General features: G+C 48.6%; 17 protein-coding genes. 10 read left to right on the forward strand and 7 right to left on the reverse strand.

Annotated elements, in window-relative coordinates; translation table 11 throughout:
* Positions 1–60 precede the first annotated feature (60 nt).
* From AC5I6P_RS11765 to AC5I6P_RS11775, 3 genes are all read left to right on the forward strand, one after another.
* Entirely contained in the window at positions 61–1,128 is a 1,068-nt protein-coding gene (locus AC5I6P_RS11765) for a potassium channel family protein (protein ID WP_495693946.1), read from the forward strand.
* 393 nt (positions 1,129–1,521) lie between these two features.
* The gene (locus tag AC5I6P_RS11770; RefSeq protein ID WP_495693947.1) at positions 1,522–2,340 is read left to right on the forward strand and encodes a DUF4114 domain-containing protein; all 819 of its coding nucleotides are present in this window, start codon (positions 1,522–1,524) and stop codon (positions 2,338–2,340) included.
* Between the two features lie 120 nt (positions 2,341–2,460).
* The gene (locus AC5I6P_RS11775; RefSeq protein ID WP_495693948.1) at positions 2,461–3,399 is read left to right on the forward strand and encodes an alpha/beta fold hydrolase; all 939 of its coding nucleotides are present in this window, start codon (positions 2,461–2,463) and stop codon (positions 3,397–3,399) included.
* A 156-nt stretch (positions 3,400–3,555) separates the two neighbouring features.
* On the opposite strand, the gene AC5I6P_RS11780 is transcribed toward AC5I6P_RS11775, so the two are convergent.
* Complete coding sequence (locus tag AC5I6P_RS11780) at positions 3,556–4,044, reverse strand: DUF4168 domain-containing protein (RefSeq protein WP_495693949.1); 489 nt, start codon at positions 4,042–4,044, stop codon at positions 3,556–3,558.
* 400 nt (positions 4,045–4,444) lie between these two features.
* Between AC5I6P_RS11780 and AC5I6P_RS11785 the strand changes: the two genes are divergently transcribed.
* The 3 genes from AC5I6P_RS11785 to AC5I6P_RS11795 all read left to right on the forward strand — a co-directional run bounded on the left by AC5I6P_RS11785 (position 4,445) and on the right by AC5I6P_RS11795 (position 8,887).
* Positions 4,445–4,843: a hypothetical protein gene (locus tag AC5I6P_RS11785; RefSeq protein ID WP_495693950.1), complete on the forward strand. Its 399-nt coding sequence runs from the start codon at positions 4,445–4,447 to the stop codon at positions 4,841–4,843.
* A 105-nt stretch (positions 4,844–4,948) separates the two neighbouring features.
* A complete protein-coding gene (locus AC5I6P_RS11790; RefSeq protein ID WP_495693951.1) occupies positions 4,949–7,702 on the forward strand; it encodes a GAF domain-containing sensor histidine kinase in 2,754 nt (917 codons plus the stop codon).
* 252 nt (positions 7,703–7,954) lie between these two features.
* Positions 7,955–8,887, forward strand: a complete 933-nt coding sequence (locus AC5I6P_RS11795; protein WP_495693952.1) for a hypothetical protein — start codon at positions 7,955–7,957, stop codon at positions 8,885–8,887.
* Positions 8,888–9,099: 212 nt separating this feature from the next.
* Here the strand turns inward: AC5I6P_RS11795 and AC5I6P_RS11800 are convergent, their stop codons facing one another.
* Positions 9,100–9,828: a hypothetical protein gene (locus AC5I6P_RS11800; RefSeq protein WP_495693953.1), complete on the reverse strand. Its 729-nt coding sequence runs from the start codon at positions 9,826–9,828 to the stop codon at positions 9,100–9,102.
* A gap of 207 nt (positions 9,829–10,035) precedes the next feature.
* Here AC5I6P_RS11800 and rpsB point away from each other — a divergent pair, with 207 nt between their 5' ends.
* Positions 10,036–10,821: a 30S ribosomal protein S2 gene (rpsB, locus tag AC5I6P_RS11805; RefSeq protein ID WP_495693954.1), complete on the forward strand. Its 786-nt coding sequence runs from the start codon at positions 10,036–10,038 to the stop codon at positions 10,819–10,821.
* Between the two features lie 80 nt (positions 10,822–10,901).
* A complete protein-coding gene (gene tsf, locus AC5I6P_RS11810) occupies positions 10,902–11,564 on the forward strand; it encodes a translation elongation factor Ts (RefSeq protein ID WP_495693955.1) in 663 nt (220 codons plus the stop codon).
* Between the two features lie 165 nt (positions 11,565–11,729).
* Here the strand turns inward: tsf and AC5I6P_RS11815 are convergent, their stop codons facing one another.
* From AC5I6P_RS11815 to AC5I6P_RS11825, 3 genes are all read right to left on the reverse strand, one after another.
* A complete protein-coding gene (locus AC5I6P_RS11815; RefSeq protein ID WP_495693956.1) occupies positions 11,730–11,876 on the reverse strand; it encodes a hypothetical protein in 147 nt (48 codons plus the stop codon).
* Positions 11,877–12,075: 199 nt separating this feature from the next.
* Positions 12,076–14,295 carry a phosphoketolase family protein gene (locus tag AC5I6P_RS11820; RefSeq protein WP_495693957.1) on the reverse strand — a complete coding sequence of 740 codons (2,220 nt, stop codon included), beginning with the start codon at positions 14,293–14,295 and terminating at the stop codon, positions 12,076–12,078.
* A 106-nt stretch (positions 14,296–14,401) separates the two neighbouring features.
* A complete protein-coding gene (locus AC5I6P_RS11825) occupies positions 14,402–15,949 on the reverse strand; it encodes an ABC transporter permease subunit (protein ID WP_495693958.1) in 1,548 nt (515 codons plus the stop codon).
* Between the two features lie 105 nt (positions 15,950–16,054).
* Between AC5I6P_RS11825 and AC5I6P_RS11830 the strand changes: the two genes are divergently transcribed.
* On the forward strand, positions 16,055–16,822 hold the full coding sequence (locus AC5I6P_RS11830; protein WP_495693959.1) for an amino acid ABC transporter ATP-binding protein: 768 nt from the start codon (positions 16,055–16,057) through the stop codon (positions 16,820–16,822).
* 271 nt (positions 16,823–17,093) lie between these two features.
* Here AC5I6P_RS11830 and AC5I6P_RS11835 read toward each other — a convergent pair whose 3' ends face one another.
* Both AC5I6P_RS11835 and AC5I6P_RS11840 read right to left on the reverse strand, forming a co-directional pair.
* Positions 17,094–19,181: a S9 family peptidase gene (locus tag AC5I6P_RS11835; RefSeq protein ID WP_495693960.1), complete on the reverse strand. Its 2,088-nt coding sequence runs from the start codon at positions 19,179–19,181 to the stop codon at positions 17,094–17,096.
* 178 nt (positions 19,182–19,359) lie between these two features.
* Positions 19,360–20,214, reverse strand: a complete 855-nt coding sequence (locus AC5I6P_RS11840; RefSeq protein WP_495693961.1) for an ABC transporter permease — start codon at positions 20,212–20,214, stop codon at positions 19,360–19,362.
* A gap of 254 nt (positions 20,215–20,468) precedes the next feature.
* Here AC5I6P_RS11840 and AC5I6P_RS11845 point away from each other — a divergent pair, with 254 nt between their 5' ends.
* A complete protein-coding gene (locus tag AC5I6P_RS11845; protein ID WP_495693962.1) occupies positions 20,469–21,290 on the forward strand; it encodes an ABC transporter ATP-binding protein in 822 nt (273 codons plus the stop codon).
* Positions 21,291–21,318: the final 28 nt, after the last annotated feature.

Consider the following 21,318-nt stretch of genomic DNA (forward strand, 5'->3'; position numbering starts at 1 on the left):
TAAGTTTTGAAACATTTAAATCACAGGCTGAGCGACTTCCGAAGCTCTAGAAACTCGACTATGCAAGCACCACTCAAACGCATCCTGACGGGCGCACTTTTCTTAATTGCTACCGTTATCATTGCCGTTACAGGCTATAGGCTTGCAGGTTGGTCACTACTAGACGCGCTCTACATGGTTGTGATTACCACGTTTGGCGTTGGCTATGGTGAAGTCCGCCCCATCGATACACCGGCGCTCAAAATCTTCACCATGCTCGTGATCGTTGGAGGCACATCTTCAACCATTTACCTCGTAGGCGGCTTCGTACAGATGATCACCGAGGGCGAAATTAATCAAGTATTGGGAACAAGACGCATGACACGTACCATCGAGACCTCAAGGAATCACGTTATCATCTGTGGGTTTGGTCGCATGGGTCAGATTTTGTCGCGCCAACTGATGGAGGCCAAAATTCCCTTTATTGTGATTGACACTAACCCTGAACGGCTCGAAAAAGCAGAAGAGATGGGCTATCTTGTGCGGCTGGGGAATGCTACCGATGAAACGGTGCTGTATGCCGTGGGTATCGATCGCGCCAAAGTATTGGCAACCGTTTTACCGGATGACGCTACTAATGTATTCATCACGCTCACTGCCCGTGAACTCAATCCAAACCTGATGATTCTGGCGCGTGGTGAACTGCCGTCTACTGAGAAAAAACTTCGATTAGCTGGAGCCGATCAAGTTGTACTCCCCGCCACGATTAGTGGGCTGCGAATGGCGCATATGATTACTCATCCCGCAACCCTAGACCTCTTTAATCAAGATGATGGTCAAATGACATTAAATGAATTACTTGCACAGCTAGACATTCAGGTTGATGAAGTTGCGATCGCGCCAAACTCTCCGATGGTCGGAGCAACGATTGGAGACATCGAAGTCCGCAGCAAAGGCACATTTATTATTGTTGCGATTCGTCGTACCGATGGGACAACGCTAACTCACCCTCCTCAGTCCACGGTTCTGACAAAAGACGATGTTGTAATCGTGTTAGGGCATCGTGGCGATACTCCTCAATTTGTCAAAAAATTTGTCGTCAAGCGTAGGATGCTCTACGGCAGTTCTCGTGTTTGGCAGCGCCATTAATAATTTGTGTTGAGTTCCGGAAGGAAGCGTTTTCTATGTACTTGTTGCTCGTTAAACCAGTGATCCCTTCGTAGCTTGTTCAAAACTTTACTAAGCATATTTGTGTATACGGTTATATCAACCTGTTTTCCCAGCGATGCTACTTAGAATAGGAGCCTTCTTCTCCACGAGATTGGGGACTAGCAGCATTGAAATTACGGTACATCCAGCACTTAAAGCAATTTGCAATAAAGAGTCGGGCAAAGCCGCTCTCAGGACTGGCGGTTGAGTAGAAGAATCTGTTAGAAGTGATAGAAGTTACATTGCGCTTTGTAGAACCACTGGTTTAGAGGAATTACTCTAAGAGCGCTGTTGATAGAGTTAGCTGCACTTCACCTTAAATCTTTACCGTCCATGAAAACGCAACTTTTAACCGGTTTGGTAATGGCCACTGCCACGATCGCTGGTACACTTTCTAACACTTCATCTGCGTCTGCCTTCACTTGGAATAGCTCCTGGACACAGCCTACCATCTCTAGCAAAGCACAGTCTGGTTTTGACGATGCACCATACCAAAAATACGTGCAGAAAGAGAGTATTGAAATTCCTAACAGCGGTCAGTATTTGCTCGATCCAACCAAGTTATTTCTGAAGTACGACCACAACGTGACAGTAAGCTTCATCAATGAAGGGGCAGGCTATCGTAACCAGCTTGCCTTCACCTCAACCGGGAAGACAAACACCGCTGGAATGCTGTTTAATGATCTTTCTTGTTCTAATGCCGCAGGTTCAGGCTGCGTTATGGGTTCTAGCGGCGGGAAATTAAAGCTTGGCGATAGCGTCAGTGTAGGGAACATCAAAGGCGGTTCTCAGCTAGATTTCTTCCTGCGAGCAGACGGTGCTAACCGAGGCACCAATGCCAATATTTTCGGCACCCAGACCGGAATGAACGCTGACGGGTTGCAGCATGCTGTCGCTTACGCAGTAGACAAGCGCTATCTCTTGATCGGCTTTGAAGACCTCTATGGTGCTAAAAATGCATCGGGCGGCAAGAACGAAAACTCCGATCGCGACTTTAACGATACCGTTTTTGTCGTTGACATTGGCGAGAAAAACTTTAGGGATCTGACAGGTCAGAGAGTTCCTGAGCCTTCGGTTACGCTGTCTCTTCTAGGTCTAAGTGCAGCTGGTTTAGTAGTGCGTCGCCGTCGCCAGAACAAAGCGGCTGAATAAGCTTTTCTACTCATTTTCACCTCCGTGCGTGGTGGGTAGTCTGTAGCCGAATGCTGCAGGCTACCCTTTTTGTTGGAAAATAGGATTTCGACGTTGTGACTCGCCGACGAGGATAGATCCATGAGCAATACTTCTGCCGCCGAATTCTCTCCATTTAGTATTGGCGGCAGCATTCACGAACACCACTGGAGTTGGAAAGGAAAGCCAGTCACAACAGTCTATGAGGTGTTGGGCGAAGGAAAGCCCATTCTGCTGCTGCCATCCTTGAGTACAGTATCTAGCCGACTTGAAATGAGAGGCTTAGCGGAGCAGTTGGCTCATAAATATCAGGTTTTTGTGCTCGATTGGATAGGATTTGGAGAATCGTCTCGTCCTGCGATCTCGTACACTCCGGTTGTACTAGAAGCTTGTCTACGAGACTTTGTAAGAACTATATTCCAAGAGCCAGTCGTTGTAATTGCGGCTGGACATGCCGCCGGCTATGTTATGCAACTAGCACAGCGGCAACCGATTCCCTGGAAATGGGTCGTGCTTGTCGCTCCAACTTGGCGCGGACCTTTGCCTACCATGATGAACAAGATGATAGGAAATCGCCGTTGGGCGTATCGCTTGGTGCAACGGTTGATCAATGTGCCCATCTTAGGTCAATTCTTGTACTCCCTCACGACCAAACCTGACTTTCTCAAATCAATGTATCGCCGTCACGTTTTTGTTGAGGAAAAGAACCTGACCCCAGATTTTATTGAGCGTAAGTGGCAGGTCACTCAAGCCAATGGAGCGCGATTTGGTCCAGCTGCTTTTGTAACCGGAGGATTGGATCTGGTGAAAAAGCGAGAAGATTGGTTTAACTGGTTTCAGCCTCTTCTAGTGCCTGTCATGATGGTAGTTGGGGAAGACATGCCGCCGAAATCTCGTCAGGAAGTAGAAATTTTGGCGCATTTTTCTAGCGTGCAAGTTCACAGAATGCCTGGTTCATTAGGCTTACACGAGGAGTATCCAGAACAGTTAGCTGAGGGAATTCTACCGTTTTTAGAGAAATATCTTTCTAGGGGGCGTTAATGGTACATAGTTTTGATGTGCCCGAGTGAGAGCCGTCGCAAAAAAGCTCCATCGATAAAACTCTTTAGACGCAACTTTATAATTTATAAACGCAGAGAAAAACAAAGGGGTGGTCATTTTGCCCACCCCACAACCCAATTAAAGGTGAAAGCTGCTCTATTTACTCCGAATCATCTGTTGAACTTGTTGGCGCAACTTTGGATCGTTTCTGACAGCTTGAAAAATCTGACCGAACTGCTGAGGATTCAAGCCTTGATTCTGAACCGCTTTCGATGCTTTAGTTTCGTTGTCCTGTTGGATCTTAACTAATTTCGCGATCGCGCGATCGTAGCTTTGGCGTTCTTTCGGCTGGACAGCCGTTGCTGGCTTCTGCTTTGGCTCATTTTGAGACTTGTAGATCTCATCAAAGCGCTGCTCGGTCAAACCTTCTCCTCGAATGGCTTGCCCTGCTGCCGTTTCTGACGCTTTGCTAATCGTTAAAATTTCCTTCACCGCGTTTGCAAATTTCTGCATATCTGCTGAACTGACAGACGTAGCAGGAGCGGTCTGAGGAGCAGGGGCAGGAGCCTTCTGAGCGCTAGCAGGCAGCGTGCCCACTAGTCCAAGCGCCATGACGCAACCCCCAATCAGAGCACGTTTGAGCATAATTCATCCTCCACATCTGTTTTGACTGAACGGTTTCACTGATCTTAACGGTCGAATTGACATCGGTTTAACTGACATCAAGGTTAACTAAACTCACCCTAGAACTCTCCAACTGTATTTTTTCAACACCCTTCGAGTTCGTTGTGATTTAGCTCTGACCCATGCTACCGATCATTAGTTGTATTCACATCCGTTACAACAAATTGAACGCACGTTCCGAGGCAACTCGATTCCCTCTGTAGATATACCCAGATAACGAGGAAGCCAACTCCCCTGACAGAGATAATTTGACTATGCGATCGCTAAAATTAAAGATCAATCAGCCCACACAGAACCTTCAGTGTGTTTCCCTGTGAGGCAGAAGCTACTGCGTCTATTGTCCTTTTAGTTGAGATGTCTCATGCAGTCTTCTGAGTCAAACTTCTTGCCGCCCGCATCCCACGCGCTGTATGCCCAAACCTCTGTAGGAGATACACCTCCAGAGATTTCTGATTCATCTTCAAATGCAGTCACCTATGACGCGGCCCTTCTGTTGGTTCCCATCGGATTTGTGGCAATCTGGGCAACACTGGTTTGTGTAATTTCTGATACGTGGAAGCTGAATCAAAGAAAACGGAATTCTTTGCCACCAACAGCTCAGCTTCCCTGCAAAAAGTGTAGTTTTTTTCACAATAATCCCTATGTGAAGTGCGCGGTCAGTCCTCATCTTGCGCTGACTAAAGACGCGGTAAATTGCTCAGATTTTCGTCCTCGCGATCGTAAGACCCTCTCTGGCAAGGCAACAGATAATCTTCTTTAGATCTCCTTGTGAATTTTTTCCTGATACTGCCCATACTCAACCTAGAGACATTAGCTAAACGCTCGACGCCGTCTCTCACTGTTTGTATGTGTGGGAAATAATTCAATGAGCCTTGAATACGAGGAAGTTACAAGCGCTCCGACTAGCGCTGATGCCTTGCTAAGTCGAATCACCGATCGCCTGCGCCGCTCTGACGAACTTAGCAGCATTCTAAATGCAGCAGTGGCCGAGATCGGAGTTTTTCTGAGTACCGATCGGGTGAAAATTTATCGGTTTCATCCTGACGGAACTGGTCAGGTGTCTGCCGAATGGTTGCGATCGGAGCGCCTACCATCACTGCTGGGGCTACATTTTCCTGCCGATGATATTCCGCCATCGGCGCGAGAGCTTTTCATTAAGGCGCGGGCACGCTCAATTGTAGATGTTACCAATCACAAGATTGGTCAAAGCGTTGAATGCAAAGCTGGCAATGAGGTGAATTACGAGCAGATTCGCTACCGTGCCGTTGATTCATGTCATGTTGAGTACTTGACGGCAATGGGAGTGAAGTCATCTCTTGTCGTTCCGATTTTGCATCACGATTATTTGTGGGGTCTGCTCGTCTCTCACCATGCAGAACCAAGAGAAATTTTGGAGCCGGATGTACAAACCGTACAGCAGGTGGTTGATTTGCTTTCGGTTGCGATCGCGCAGTCGATGCTGACCACCCAAGCCCGCGAGCAAGCTCACCGAGAAGCATCAATCAATCACATCAACCAATTGCTTCATTCTTTCGCTACGATTCAACCGCAAGCGGCTCTAGAGGCAGCCGTTTCAGCGTTTGGTGGTTCGGGAGGGCGCTTGTGGTTGCATGCAGATGCGTTTGAAGCAAAGGAGATCAAAGTCACCCATTCGCCTAGCCGCTACTTGAGACTTTATCAAACCGGGGTTCAGCCTATTACATCAGAAAATGCGCCCTATCCCTTGATGGAGCAATATAGTGTATGGCAAGAGTATTTTAAGGGGACAGAGGATTCGATTTGGGCGATCGCTGATTTATACAAAGAGCCTAGTTTACGAAATTTACAGCCTGCGTTTCGCCCTACTAAAATTCGCGGGCTGTTAATGATGCCCTTGCGATATCGTCACCGGTTGCTGGGCTACTTGAGTGTGTTTCGAGATGAAGTAGAAGCAGAAATCTTTTGGGCAGGACAGGTTTCGACAGACGAACGACAGACGTTGCCACGCCAGTCCTTTGATGTGTGGAAAGAAACAAAACGCGGACAGTCAGCCGAATGGGCACCTAGTGAGTTGGAGTTAGCTCAAGCATTAGGACAACAATTTGCGACCGCGATTCAGCAGTATGAAACGCATCAGCAATTGCAAATGTTAAATTCTAGTTTGGAAATTCAAGTCGAGGAGCGGACAGCTCAACTGCAACAAGCGACCGAACAGCAGCGAATTCTGTTTGAAGTCGTTGCTAAAATTCGCAAGTCACTTGATTTTCAAACAATCTTTGCAACAGTAACTCAGGAATTGCGTCAGTCACTTAATGCTGATCGCGTAATCGTTTACTGCTTTGATATAGAATCTAAGTTTAACATTGGAGAAGTTGTTGCTGAAGACGTTTTACCTGGATTTCCTGCTGCATTGTCAAATAAAATTCAAGATCAGTGTTTTAGTAAACACTATGCCGTTTCCTATCAACAGGGACGAGTGAGCGCGATCGCAGATATTCACAATTCAGGTCTCAAAGACTGCCACGTTGCTATTCTCGATCAATTTTCTATTAAAGCGAATATTGTTGCACCGTTTATTAAAGGGGGTGAATTGTGGGGGCTGCTGTGCGTTCATCAATGCGACAAGCCACGTCAATGGCAACCGAGTGAAATTCAGTTTGTCACCCAAGTTGCCAGTCAACTCGGAATTGGATTAGAACAGGCTGATTTATTAGCTAAGACTCAACTTCAAACTGAGCAGTTAGCCCTCACGCTTCAAACGTTAAAGAAAACTCAAGGTCAACTCATTCAAACTGAGAAAATGTCTAGTTTGGGTCAGCTTGTAGCCGGTGTTGCTCACGAGATTAATAATCCTGTTAATTTCATTGCTGGCAATCTCAATCACGTCAAACGCTATATTGATGACTTACTCGCTTTGATTCAGACCTATCAAGCTTGCTACTCAAATCCGGCGTCTGATGTTTTGGAACACATTGAAGAGATTGATTTAGAGTTTTTGGTTGAAGATTTGCCTAAAACTGTTGCTTCAATGGAGATTGGAACCGATCGTATTCGTCAGATTGTGCTGTCGCTGCGAAATTTCTCGCGCCTCGACCAATCAGAGGTCAGACCTGTTGATATTCACGAAGGCATTGATAGTACGTTACTGATTCTAAAACATCGGCTCAAAGCAGATGGCGATTATTGCGGTATTAAGCTAGAGAAACAGTACGGCAATTTACCGTTGGTCGAGTGCTATGCCAGCCAGCTAAATCAAGTGTTTATGAATGTTCTCAGTAATGCGATCGATGCATTAGAAGACGCAATCAAAGAAGGTCTCGATCGCGCACCGATCATTTGGATTAGCACAGGATGCCTGAGCGAAGACCGCGTTGTCATCCGTATTAAAGATGATGGATTAGGCATTCCACCGGAGGTAAAAGCGCAAATTTTTGAACCCTTCTTCACAACAAAACCAATTGGTAGAGGAACGGGTATGGGACTTTCGATTAGTCATGAAATTGTGGTTGAAAAACATGGTGGCGTCTTCAAATGTGATTCTAAAGCTGGGGAAGGCACTGAATTTTGGATTGAAGTTCCTGTTAAACAAGCACAATTAGCGCAAAGTGCAGTGCCCTCAGAGCCGCGAAGAATTGTTTGAGTAAGGTCATGTCATTTGAGTGAGGTCAAAGCATAGCAGGTTGTCCGCCCAATACATTGACCTGCTACAGCATCTGCTGCCAATCTAATTTTTGCGTCAATTCGTCTTGCCCCACAACAGTTCTCTTCGACGTTCATCGCATCTCCCCTTGTAAGCAAGCACTCTAAGTTTGTCGCGCCTAACGTGTGTTGCAAACGGCATCTTCCCTCAAACCTTCAATCTTGAATTTTGCAAAAACTGGAAGTACGGAACATGAAGCGGAATCGGGCATGGCTCCTGCTGACGGGACTAGTTGCAGTACTCTGGGGGACTGCGTTAATGGCCGTTAAAGTCCTAACGACGCTACCGACCTTTCATTGTGAAACAGTGGATGAGCACTCATTTCTGACAGCGCGATTGCACTGCGCCCAAAACAAGGCAAATCAACAGTCACCTTCAGGGTTAGCAGCAGCCATTCAACAGGTAGGAGACATTTCGCCTGAGGAGCCGTTACACAGTGTTGGACAGGAGTTGGTGGAGTCTTGGCACGAACAGCTACTCGCGTTAGGAGAAGCCGAATTTCAAGCGGGAAATTTAAAGGAAGCGATTCGGATCGCACAACTAATCACTGAACGTTCGTCCATTTACACTCAAGCTCGCGATCGCATAGCGCATTGGAAGGCGACGGAAGAAACAGCAGCAACGATTACCCAACAAGCTACCCGTCAAATGGAAGAAAGGCAGTGGGGGCGAGCGTTTCAAACGGCGCATCAGTTGCAGCAGATCAAGAGCGACTACTGGGCAAAGCAAAAATATGCGGTATTGGTGCAGCAGATTCAAGCGGATCGCGAAGATCGGGATTGGCAGCTCAAGACTCCTGTAGAACCTAAATTGCCGCTTCGAAACCAACCAGTCCTCCCGTCTGAGGCTGCAATGCAGCGATCGCAGGCTTTGGCTCAGCCGCAACTCCCATTTATGCCTCTAAAGAAACGGCAGACGACTATACCTCCTGGGGCAGTAGAGGCGAAGGGCGATATCAAGCTAGAACGCGATCATTCAGCATTCGATGCAAAGCCTTCTACTGATCTAGAGCCTCAGTTATTTCTTCCAGTAGAGGAATCAAAAACTTTGGAAAGGCTTGAGCTAAGTGCTGTTCAGGCTAGAGAAATTGAAACTAAAGAAAGAAGCGCTCTACAAGCACCTTAAAGTTGAGCAGTTGTGTCAGTCAGACGGTATGCCAAAGTATACGAATGGAGCAAGATCAACCTGTGCCTGACGGTTCCGCTAAAGTTCTCGTGACGCTTAATCAAACGGTAGCCTGAACCTATCTAAGCGATCGAGAAAGGCTGGTAAGTTAGGTGGACGTAAGAAATAGCGTATCAAGAACTCGGAGATTCTGAATAAGCCGTCTTTTAGGTTCACGGACTTAAACTCAATAAGGTCAAAACCTGATTGATCAATTTCCAATTTGACTCAAGAACTGTATTCAGTAGCCACCCTAACCATAGGCCCTCCCAACACACCAATACAATTGTCCAACCGACCTGCGATCGCTCCACCCCATTCGACTCCATCCGAAATCTTGCGCCGCCCACCGCCCATAACCAACACCCAGCAATCGCCAAGCCCAACGCAATCGGCGTTGCAGTTTGCCTTATCGATGCGTTGGCAACTAGACTTACGATCGCGGTAACGCCTGCCAAAATTAACACTCGCAGCCCAAGCATTCCTAAATCGATCGATAGCACGGTCGCGATCGCTCCGCACCCCACGATGACTCCAAGCCAGATCCACCAGAATGCGCTGTAAACGCTCAGCAACCAGCCAAACAAAATGTGAATCACTAATAAAATAATCAAGGATGAGAAGGGTAACCGCCTCACGCTCTCCTTAGAAAATCGCATCACAAAAAAGCCTGTGAGCATGATTCCGAGCATTACCATTAGCACCAGGCGTAACTCCGAAGGAATCGCAACCGCTACTCCGGTCGAACTAATCGGACTTGAAACGGCGGATACATGACGAGTAAGCAACAAAAGAAGTGCGATCGGCATTACCACCAAGTGCACGACCCGCCAATACCTCACTTTCTGCCAAGGATATCGTCGGGCTTGTTTAGAATTAGAGCGTGTTTCGGATAGTCTCAAGGCGTCTTCTCTAACAGATTGGATAACTCAAGGATAAAGGTCTTGTGTTACCTTAGATAAGTTGTCAAATTCACACATCCAGGATTTCGGGTGGTTGGATAGTAGCCAGTGGTCAGTGGGCGGCACGGATTTGATCCCCTAACCCTCTTATCCTTACTTTCTAAACTACTTCTGGATTGAGGATGAACCCGAATAAGGAAATACACAATGCCAGTTGTTTCATTAGCTCAATTGCTTGAGTCAGGCGTTCACTTTGGGCATCAGACCCGGAGATGGAACCCCAAGATGAATCCCTACATCTTTACCGCCCGCAATGGCGTTCACATCATTGACTTGGTGCAAACCGCTCAGTTAATGGACAATGCCTACAACTACGTGCGTACCGCATCCGAACAAGGGAAAAAGTTTCTATTTATTGGAACCAAACGGCAAGCCGCAGGCATCATTGCTCAAGAAGCCTCTCGTTGTGGTGCATACTACGTGAACCAGCGTTGGCTCGGTGGAATGCTGACCAATTGGACAACGATCAAAACCCGCGTTGATCGCCTTAAGGACTTAGAGCGCCGCGAAGAAACGGGTGGATTAGATTTATTGCCTAAAAAAGAAGCGGCAGTCTTACGGCGTGAGTTAGAGAAGCTTCAGAAATATCTGGGCGGTATTAAACTAATGCGTAAAATCCCCGACGTGATCATCATGGTTGACCAACGCCGGGAATATAATGCAGTTCAAGAATGTCTCAAGCTGAACATTCCGATCGTGGCGTTGCTTGACACCAACTGCGACCCCGATGTTGTGGATATTCCCATCCCTGCTAATGATGATGCGATCCGCTCAATTAAGCTGATTGTCGGTCGGTTGGCAGATGCCATCTACGAAGGTCGTCATGGTCAACTCGAAGCAGAGGATGACTACGAAGATTACGAAGGCGCTGAAGATGAGTACGACTACGATGAAACCGAAGCGGAACCTGAAAGCGAAGGAGCAACCGCATAAGGACTTGAGGGGAGTAGCTAGAGCGGTGTCTGTTTTAGCTACTCCAAGCAACTAGCAATTGAAAGCACTGGAAAAGTAATATGGCAGACATTTCAGCAAAGGACGTAAAGCAACTGCGCGATAAGACTGGCGCAGGCATGATGGACTGCAAAAAAGCCCTCGCTGAAAACGGTGGGGACATGCAGAAGTCAGTCGATTGGCTGCGTAAAAAAGGCATTGCCTCGGCAGACAAGAAAGCGGGTAAGACTGCCGCAGAGGGCCTAGTTGGCAGCTACATTCACATTGGTGGACGAATTGGAGTTCTGGTAGAAGTTAACTGCCAAACCGACTTTGTAGCTCGCAACGAGGCGTTTCAAGAATTAGTCCGCAGCATTGCAATGCAGATTGCGGCGAGTACTGAGGTTGAGTACGTCAGAATTGAGGACATTCCGTCAGAGATTGCTGAGAAAGAGAAAGCGATCGAGATGGGCAAGGACGATTTGGCAGGCAAACCGGATAATGTCAAAGAAAAGATTGTTCAAGGTCGGATTGATAAGCGCCTCAAGCAAATGAGCTTAGTTGATCAGCAATACATCAAAGACCCGAATATCACGGTTGATGAGTTGGTGAAGCAGCACGTCGCTCAGCTTGGTGAAAACATTCGGATTCGCCGCTTTGTTCGGTTTGTATTGGGTGAAGGCATTGAGAAGGAAGAGTCTGATTTTGCCGCAGAAGTTGCGGCTCAGATGGCAGGCAGCAAGTAGTTCTCCAATTTAGTTAGAGAACACAAGCCTTTAAACTAAAAAGCAGGGAAAGAAGTTCTTTCCCTGCTTTTTTATTGCTGCAATCAGCACAAGGTTCAAACTCTATCTAAAGGATTGCGCTCGTCATCAGCCGTGATTCAGAGTGATGCTTTGCGCGAATCGCGATTAGACCTGACCCTTAGTTCGCTTAATATGATCCAAAATGCGCTGAGTTCGCTCAGGAGAGCGGACTGGCTTCGCTTGTGAGAAGTCGTTGGTGCTACGACCAAGATGCTCCATGATACGTTTCTTGCGATCGTCTGATAATGCCATTCGATGAAGCCGCCTAAATTAGGATCTACTTTCTGTATTCTGACGTATTTATAAAGATTTTTGATATCTCAATCGCTCTATTAGAAGTTTCTAGACAAGGAATAAAGCTTTTGAGATTGCACTCAATCTTGATCGTAGAGATATCGTTGATAGACATTAAGCCAGATCAAGGCTCTTACTGATCTGGCTTAATTGAAGGTTACTGCGCGAGTTGAACTGCCCGTTGTGCGATCGCATCCGCTGTAATCCCGTTGACCGCCAGTAGCTCGCTTGGAGTGGCGGTTGTTTCTCCCCGCTTCCAGGCAAAGGTATCTCGCTTTGCTGTGCTTCGCAGCATAATTGGCTCCAGCATTCCGCTTACGCCCCCAGCAATGCCAATTAGCACATCGCCGCCAAACAACTGCTCAAAGGTGGCATCATCGATAAACTCGCCGTCTGGCTCAGAGCAGATTTCCCAGGCAACATCATGAGCGCGGTAGAGCCGACGCGGGTTGACTACTGACACGACTCGGACAGAATAACCTTGCTCCTGTAGATTAGATGCCGCTTCAAAAACCGAGGATAGGATTAGATCTCCAACGACTGCTAGTACGATCGTTTGAGGCAGTGAACCTGCTAACTCTTGCAGCACGATCGCGCCCTCTTTCAAGGCTTGTCTGGTCTGTCCAAACGTCGTCCGAATCGGCAACGGCGACTTACTAGAGGTAATCACAATGCCCTTGTTTTTCGTCGTTAGTGCCCACTCGTAGCAGGCTTGAATGCTGTTCGCATCGGGCGGAAAAAGCGGAAAGACGTTGCCGTTTCGCATCATGGCAGCAAAGTAGGCTTCGATTTCAGGGCGTTGATGCGTCCAGCCGTTGCGCCCTTGTTCTAACGCGCCTGCGGTAAACAGCGTAATGGTCGAAGGGGTGGGGCGACGTAGTTCTGCCATCGCTTGGGTGACGGTTTGCCAAATGGGTAAGCCATTGATCGCGAACGATTCGTATGAACACCACAGCGTTCGAGATCCCATGAGGGCAAGTCCGGCAGCAAGCCCGGCGCACGCATCTTCACTCAGCGGCTCATACACCTGACCCTTAGGGGACTGGAAGTAAAGCGCGTCTTCGGTGGGGTGAATAATTTTGAGCGCTTGGTTGATATTGGCAATTCCGGAGGCTTCGTTGCCATCGGCATTGGTGACGAGGAAATTGCGATCGTGCTTTCCTACATGTCCGACTAATTGCCCCATTGCAGTGGTCGAAACCTTTGCGTCACCGCCCACCTCATATTCTTCCATCGGCAACTGACCTAATTCTGGCAACGGCAGCACCGATTCGGTCACAACGATTTTACTGGCTGGGCCGCCGCCCGCCCGTTCACAGTTCGATCGCACCAGCGCCCACGCTTCTGGAGTAAGCGATAGGTTTTGCAGCGCTGCCACAATGTCGTCATGGTCTAACTTGTGATGCGCATACAAATTGTGAGACTTCGAGCCTCGCGCATGCACGCCTGCTCCTTTGAGTTGCTTGAGAATGAAGACCGTCAGCATTCCGCCTAGAGCAGATTTTGCCGCTTTATCTGCCGCCGTGATGACTGCTTTGGCAAAGTTAATGCGTTGCTCTAGCGGAAAGAGGGTGCTATCGGCATAGGCTCCAGGTTGATTTTGATCGTCAAACTCCTTGGCATCAACTAACACCACGTTTTCAAATCCATTGCCCTTCCAGTAGGCGATCATTTCTTCATTGGATTTGAGCGACACCATGCTGTGATGCTCTTGCGAATAGCCGTTCCAAACTAGAATGGGCAAAAAGTTCGTGACTTCCGGAAACGCCGTGTTGAAGTGCGCCATCGAACTCATGATGTAGGGTTCGCCCAAGCCGCCATCGCCGACGGTAAACGGAAACAACGTATCGCGATGTAAGAATGCGGCGGACATCGCGAAGTGTTGTCCCTGTCCTAACGGCCCGGCAGGGGAGAGAATGCCTGGAATAAACCCGGAGAGGTGTCCGAGTAGCCCGTGCTTTTCGCGGAAGCGATCGCGCAATTGCTGCACCGTTTCGATGCCCATATCTTCAAGTGAGCGATCCAAAAACATGGCGCAATAGAATCCGGGCGCGTGATGTCCCACTTCTGTCAGGATGTTCTTGTAACCCAGCATCACAAACGCAGCATAAGCTTCGGCTTGACTGGCGAATCCGCCGGGGTGACCAGAGGCTTTGCTAGCGGTCATTTGCACCACGAGATAGCGCAGCGCGTCAGCCGTTAGAAGCGTTTGATAAGCGGCGGTTGGATCGCTCGGATCTGCGATCGCGCGTTTGCCTTCTGCGATCGCGCTGGTCTTGCCATACGTCTCAAACCCTGGAACACTGTCGCTGAAATATTGAATACCTTCGCAAAACGCAGGCGCGGTGGAGGGTGAGTTAGGAGTAACGGCGGTCATGCTGGTGGTTCCTGCTGGATGTAAGTTGCCTAACTCATCATGGTACACACATCATGGTACAGAGCCAGTTGACCAACAAGAAATTCTGGCATCGAACATCACTCGATTAGCGCTCCGCTCGTGGCGATTCACTCTGCAAAGATCTTTTCTGGGTTCTGCTAGAGGAGCGATTGACCGGGTTCATGGCTCGTTCTAAATAGCTGAACCCCTGAGAAGAAAGCAGCGTTAACGCCAAGTACACCAGCGCCACCACTGCATAGAGTTCAAAAGGGCGATAGTTTTCGGCAATAATCAGTTGGCCCTCTCGGAGCAGCTCTGCATACCCAATGATAGTCACTAAACTTGTGTCTTTCAGTAGCGTGATAAACGTGTTGCCAAGCGGCGGCAACATCCGTCGAAACGCTTGAGGCAGAACAACGTGCCGGAGGGCTTGCACCGAATCTAATCCCAACGATTGAGCCGCCTCCGACTGTCCGACCTCGATCGACTGAATGCCTCCCCGCACAATCTCGGCAATGTAAGCAGCACTATTGCAGCTCAGGGCAACGATCGCGGCGGCAAATTGATTAAAGGTGAAATTCAAGCCCGCAGATTGCAAGAGCGCTGGAAAGCCAAAATAAATCATCAGAATTTGCACGAGAAGCGGCGTGCCTCGAAAGAAGTCAATATAGGCTCTTGCTGCCCACCGGACGGGTGCGAGGGCAGACAATCGGGCAATGCCGATCAGCGAACCGCCGATCAATCCAAAGAACACCGAGACGGCGGCGAGTTGTAGCGTAATCAGTGCGCCTTTCAGCAGGGTGGGGAGTGCGTTGAGAATGACACTAAGCGATCCTATCGGTGTCTTCTGAGCAGTTTGAGCGGTTCCAAACGCAGATTCTGGCAATTGAGGAGGCTGAGCGTTAAACCATTTTTGATAGATCTGGGCGTAAGTCCCGTTTTGCAGAATAGTCGTGAGCCCCCCATTCACGCGCTGCAAGTTTGGGGAATTGAGCGGTAGCGGAATGCCATAAAACTCTTCGGTCAGCAGTTGACCGACAATCTTGATTCCTTGGAGATTGCCTGTCTTAATCGCATATAGCGTTACAGGCGAGTCGTTGACGACGGCATCCACATTGCCATTTTTTAATTCCTGAAGAGCTAAGACAGCAGCATCAAACGTGCGAACTTTGGCTCCAGGAACCGCGCTGGCAGCTTTCGCTCCGGTTGTGCCGATCTGCACCGCGATCGCTTTCCCTTTCAAATCATCGAGCTTGGTAACTCCCGTCGTTCCGTCACGAACAGCGATCGCGAGTCCCGCTTTAAAGTAAGGTCGTGAAAACGCAACGGCTTGCGATCGCGCTTCGGTAATCGTCATCGCCGCGACGGCGGCATCTGCGGTTCCGGCTTGCAAAGCGGGAATGATGCCATCAAACGGGATACTTTGAAACTTGACGCCGAACCCGCCCGCTTCCCCCACCGCTCGGATTAGATCCACATCAAAGCCTTGAAAATCGCCGTTGGAGGCTTTGAATTCAAACGGTGGAAAAACAGGCTCTACCGCAACCGTTAAAACAGGTTTATCCTGAGATTTGACTGCACTAGAGATCAGGAGAAAGCAGACCAAACCAAGCAGCAGCGATCGCAGAATTCTTTTTGCCCGAAGCTGAATCATGAGTGAAATCTCTACTAGTGGGGAGGTAAAGCAGAAAGTATTTGCTTAAGAATGATCTATTCTCCCTGATCGCAATGTCTGAAGTTCTATATCCTTAACGTGATCATGAATCCCTCGCGCGCGATCGTATTTGAGCAAGTTGAGAAAAACTTTGGTTCCCTGAAAGTCCTGCGGGGGATTAGTGGCTATGTTGATCGCGGTGAAGTGTTTGCGGTCATTGGGTCTTCTGGATGTGGTAAAAGTACGCTGCTGCGCTGTCTCAATCGGTTAGAGACGATTGATCGCGGTGAAATTATCATCAACGATCTGAATCTTTCTCACGTCCACCTTAGCTCTAAACAATTGCGTCAGTTGCGATCGCAAGTCGGCATGGTGTTTCAGCAGTTTAATCTGTTTCCTCATCTCAGTGTGTTGGACAATTTAACGTTGGCTCCTCAGCAAGTATTGGGTCAGTCACGATCGCAAAGCCAGGAACGAGCGCGGTTTTACCTCAACCAAGTCGGCTTGGCAGACAAAGCCGAGGTGTATCCAGAGCAGCTTTCGGGCGGACAGAAACAGCGCGTCGCGATCGCTCGCAGTCTCTGCATGGAACCCAAGGTGATGCTGTTTGACGAACCCACGAGCGCCCTCGATCCGGAACTGGTGGGCGAAGTGCTAGAGGTGATGCAAAACCTGGCTGAAAACGGGATGACGATGGTGGTTGTGACTCACGAAATTCAGTTTGCTCGTGAAGTGGCGCATCGAGTCATGTTTCTCGATCAAGGCCGTGTTGCTGAATCAGGCGTCGCTCGTGAAGTCTTGCGAAATCCGCAGAGCGATCGCCTCCGCACTTTCTTGAGCCGGATGCGCCAAGGTGCAGCGATGGATGATTGAGAGCAGAAGACTTTTGTAAGAAGTCTAACAGGGCTTACGCACTGGGTATCGTCACGACGCTGAACCTGAACTTAAAAACACGAACCCGATTCGTTACGACAGAAACGTTGTTGGTCACGAAAGGCACCCAGTTCATCACGAAAGAAATCCGATTCGTCATGAAAGGCACCCGGTTCGTCACGAAAGGCACCCGGTTCGTCACAAAAGAAACGTTATTGGTAATGACCCATGAATGCAAAATCTGCAACGACTTGCCTTGCGTAAGTCCTGTCTAATTTGTCATGTCCCACTGATGTAACAGAAAGGCATACTCAAAAGCAACTTCTTTAAGGCGATCGTACCGCCCAGAAGCGCCTCCATGTCCGGCTCCCATATTTGTTTTGAGTAGCAGTACGGGATGATCTGACTCTGATTGAGTTGGAGTTGCTCGCACAAATCGCAGTTTTGCTGTCCATTTTGCAGGTTCCCAGTACGACACACGGGGATCGTTCAACCCTGCCGTGACGAGCAGAGCAGGATAGGCTTGCGCCGTGACATTATCGTAGGGAGAGTACGCCTTCATGTAGTCGTAAAACTGTTTGTCGTTTGGGTTGCCCCATTCTTCCCACTCGGTCGCTGAGAGCGGCAGCGAAGTATCTAAAATGGTTGTCACCACATCCACAAACGGCACTTGCGCGATCGCGGCTCGAAATAACTCCGGGCGTTGATTGATCACAGCCCCAACCAACAATCCACCTGCACTTCCGCCCGAAATTGCTAAATGTTCCGAATCCGTCCAACCCTGCTGAATCAGCGTCTCAGCACAGGCAATAAAGTCGCTAAACGTGTTCTGCTTGTGTAAAAACTTGCCGTCTTCGTACCACTTACGTCCGAGTTCTGACCCGCCTCTCACATGCGCGATCGCTAACACCACGCCGCGATCGAGCAGTGATAGGCGCGTCGCCGAAAACGAATCTGGGTAGCTGAAGCCATACGAACCGTAACCCGTTAGCAACACGGGATTTTGTCCAGTCCGCTCAACGCCAACTTTGTAGACAATGGACAGCGGAACGGCGGTGCCATCAGGTGCAGTGGCTTGGAGTCGTTCGCTGTGATAGTGAGCGCGATCGTATCCGCCTAGCACAGGCGTTTCTTTCTTTAACTCCCGCGATCGCGCATCGAGATCGTAGTCGAAGATTGAAAAGGGCGTTACCAGCGACGTGTAGCCAAACCGCAGCGTGTGAGTGTTGAACTCTGGATTCACCGATTCTGACACCTCATAGGTTGCTTCTGGAAAAGAAACCGTGTGTTCTTCGTCGGCGGAAAGCTTGCGAACACGCACTTTGGGTAATCCGGCTTCGCGCTCGTAAATCACCAAATGATCGATAAACGCGCTCACGCCCATCAAAAACACATCTTCTTGATGCTCAATCACCGTTTGCCAGTTCTCACGACTGGGATTCGCAACCGGCACTTTCATCAGTTTGAAGTTGAGCGCCTCTTCATTGGTAACGATATAAAAAGCATCGGTGTGATGCTCAACCTCATACTCGATGCCCGTCGTCCGGGGACAAATCACCTGAAACGCTCCCGTTGGATTGTTGGCATCTAAATAATGCACTTCAGAGGTGATCTTACTGCCCAAATTCAGCAGCAAATAGGCCTCACTCCGGGTCTTGTCGATGCCTAGAAAATACGCCTCATCGGGTTCATGAAACACTAGCGGATCATCACTAACAGGCTGACCCAGCGAATGCCGAAACAGCTTGTACGGACGCTGAGCAGCGTCTACCTGCGTATAGAACACCGTTTGATTATCGTTGCCCCAAGCAAACGAAACATAGGTGTCGGGAATGCTTTCTGAATAGAGTTGACGAGTTGCTAAATCGAGAAAAAACAAGGTGTAGCGTTCTGCACCTGTGGTATCGATCGCATACGCCAAAATTTGATGATTTGGGCTGACTGCAAACACCCCTAAACTAAAATACTCGGCTCCCTTAGCAAGTTGATTTTGGTCAAGCAGCACTTCTTCAGGCGCATCGAGCGAACCTGGTTTGCGGCAGTGAATTGGGTAGGCTTTCCCAGTTTCGGTGCGCGTGTAGTAATAAAATTCGCCTCGACGGTAAGGAACCGATAAGTCATCTTCCTGAATGCGCGACAGCATCTCGTGGTACAACGTCTCTTGCAGCGCTTGGGCGGGCTGCATCATTGCCTCTGTGTAAGCATTTTCAGCTTCGAGATAGGCAATCACTTCCGGGTTGTCGCGATCGCGCAACCAGAAATAATCGTCTACCCGTTCATCGCCATGCAGGCTGTGAACGTGAGGATGCCTTGGAGCAATGGGAGGTGTGAGCGTTGAGGTGGGATCTGAATAGGTCATGGAATACACGATTGAAGGGTAAACAAAAACCGATTAAACATCTTGATCTATGCTCTCTTGTTCGGTGCCCTCTTGTTCGATGTCGCCTAGCGCTATTTCAAAATTTGCTTCGGGAGATTCAGGCCATTGCATTTGAATCAACCTCAATGCATACTGCTGTTCTGCAATATCACGCTTCTTAATGTCGAGTTTGATCTGCCCAAGGTGTGAGAACTAAGAACAACCCCTTTAAACCGTAATCGATCGCCAGTCCAATGGCCCCAATTAGCAAAATGCAAAACAATACTTTCTCAGTTTGCAAAAATCGTTGGGCTTGAATAATTCTGAACCCCAAACCACTTTGAGCTGCAACCAATTCGGCAATCACAAGATAGTTCCACGCACCAGAAATGTTAACGCGTAGCGTATCTAACACACTAGGAAACGTTGCTGGAACAATAACTTTGAACAAAACATCTCGTCGAGTTGCACCCAGCGTGTACGCCACGTTGATCATATCGCTGGGAATAAATTTAACCGCATCAGCAACCATAATCGCGTTGTACAACACAATCCCAAGCGTAATGATTAAGATTTTGGATTCTTCACCCAACCCAACCCAAATTACAATCAAGGGCACAAATGCTGTAATGGGCATGTATCGAACGGCTCCCACAAGCGGCGCAAACAGACTATTCATACTGTAAAACGTGCCCATTGCAATGCCCATAGGTACCCCTACGATCGCGGCGGCCAAAAAGCCAGCTAGCACCCGGCTACAACTCACGATCACATCTGCCATCAAATTGTTGTTCACGAACATGTCAATTCCAGACTGCACCACCGTTGTTGGAGTAGGCAAGAACATGGGCGGCACGAGCTTGGCATAGCTGACGATCGCCCATAGCAAAAGCGGAACAGCAAGCGAAATCGTGAAGATTAAGGCGGCTAACCGACGCGAGAAACCCTGGCGAATGCTCCAGAAAACAGAAGGCTTTAAATAACAATATTGACGATCAGGAGAATTCGTTGAACTGAGGCTCACATCAGGCATTGGGGTCGTCCTCTATGAAGAAATTAGGCAATTTAAGTAGTTCTACACACTCAAATCTGTTCTACACGCTCAAATCTGTTCTACACACTATAATTGTTCCCCGCTTCATTTCTACAGGGCAAACTAGTCTTATAGCTAAATTGACTCTATGACGCGATTGGCTCCCGCCAAGCTCCAAGGATCGTGACGCATCCATTTCTCCATTTAACTGGTAAGGTAATGCTAACTTCATTGCTCAATCTTGGAACCTTGTCATGCTGAATACCCGCTCTCAGAAGTCACGGGATCACACTCAGCACCCCATCGAAGCCAATGTGACGCTAGATCCTAAGCTTGAGATTCGGGGCTTGTTCAAGTCCTTTCCGGCTCAAGACAGATCAATACTCGTGCTAGAAGATATCAATTTCCAGATTTTTCCACGAGAATTTGTGTGTTTGGTAGGGGTATCCGGGTGTGGTAAATCAACGTTGCTCAACATTGTGGCGGGGCTGGCACATCCTTCATCGGGAAGTGTGTTGGTCGATGGACGAGCCGTGACTGGCCCTGGCTCCGATCGCGGCATGGTGTTTCAAAACTACACGCTTTTTCCTTGGCTGACCGTTTCTCAAAATATTGCGTTTGGGTTGCAGCTTCGCAAAATGCCCAAGACTGAACAGCGCGATCGCATTGATCACTATCTCAATGTGGTCGGTCTGACGCCGTTTGCCAAATCCTATCCAAAACAGCTTTCGGGTGGCATGAAGCAGCGAGTTGCGATCGCGCGGGCGTTAGCCAATGAGCCAGCCGTTTTGTTGATGGATGAACCCTTTGGAGCGTTGGATGCTCAAACCAAAGAGCAGATGCAGCAATTTTTGCTGGAACTTTGGGAGCAAACCCATGTCACCGTTCTAATGATTACTCACGATGTAGAAGAAGCTATCTTTCTGTCGCAGCGAGTCTATGTTATGAGTACGAGTCCAGGACGAATAAAGCTAGAGGTTCCGGTGGATTTGCCAGAACACCGTGAGTTAGACCTAAAGTTATCGGCTGAATTTGTCGAAATCAAACGACAAATCTTACATTCACTACGCGAGTAAGCTAACGTCATCTACTCCAAATAAAACG

This window comes from Myxacorys sp., from assembly GCF_059501405.1.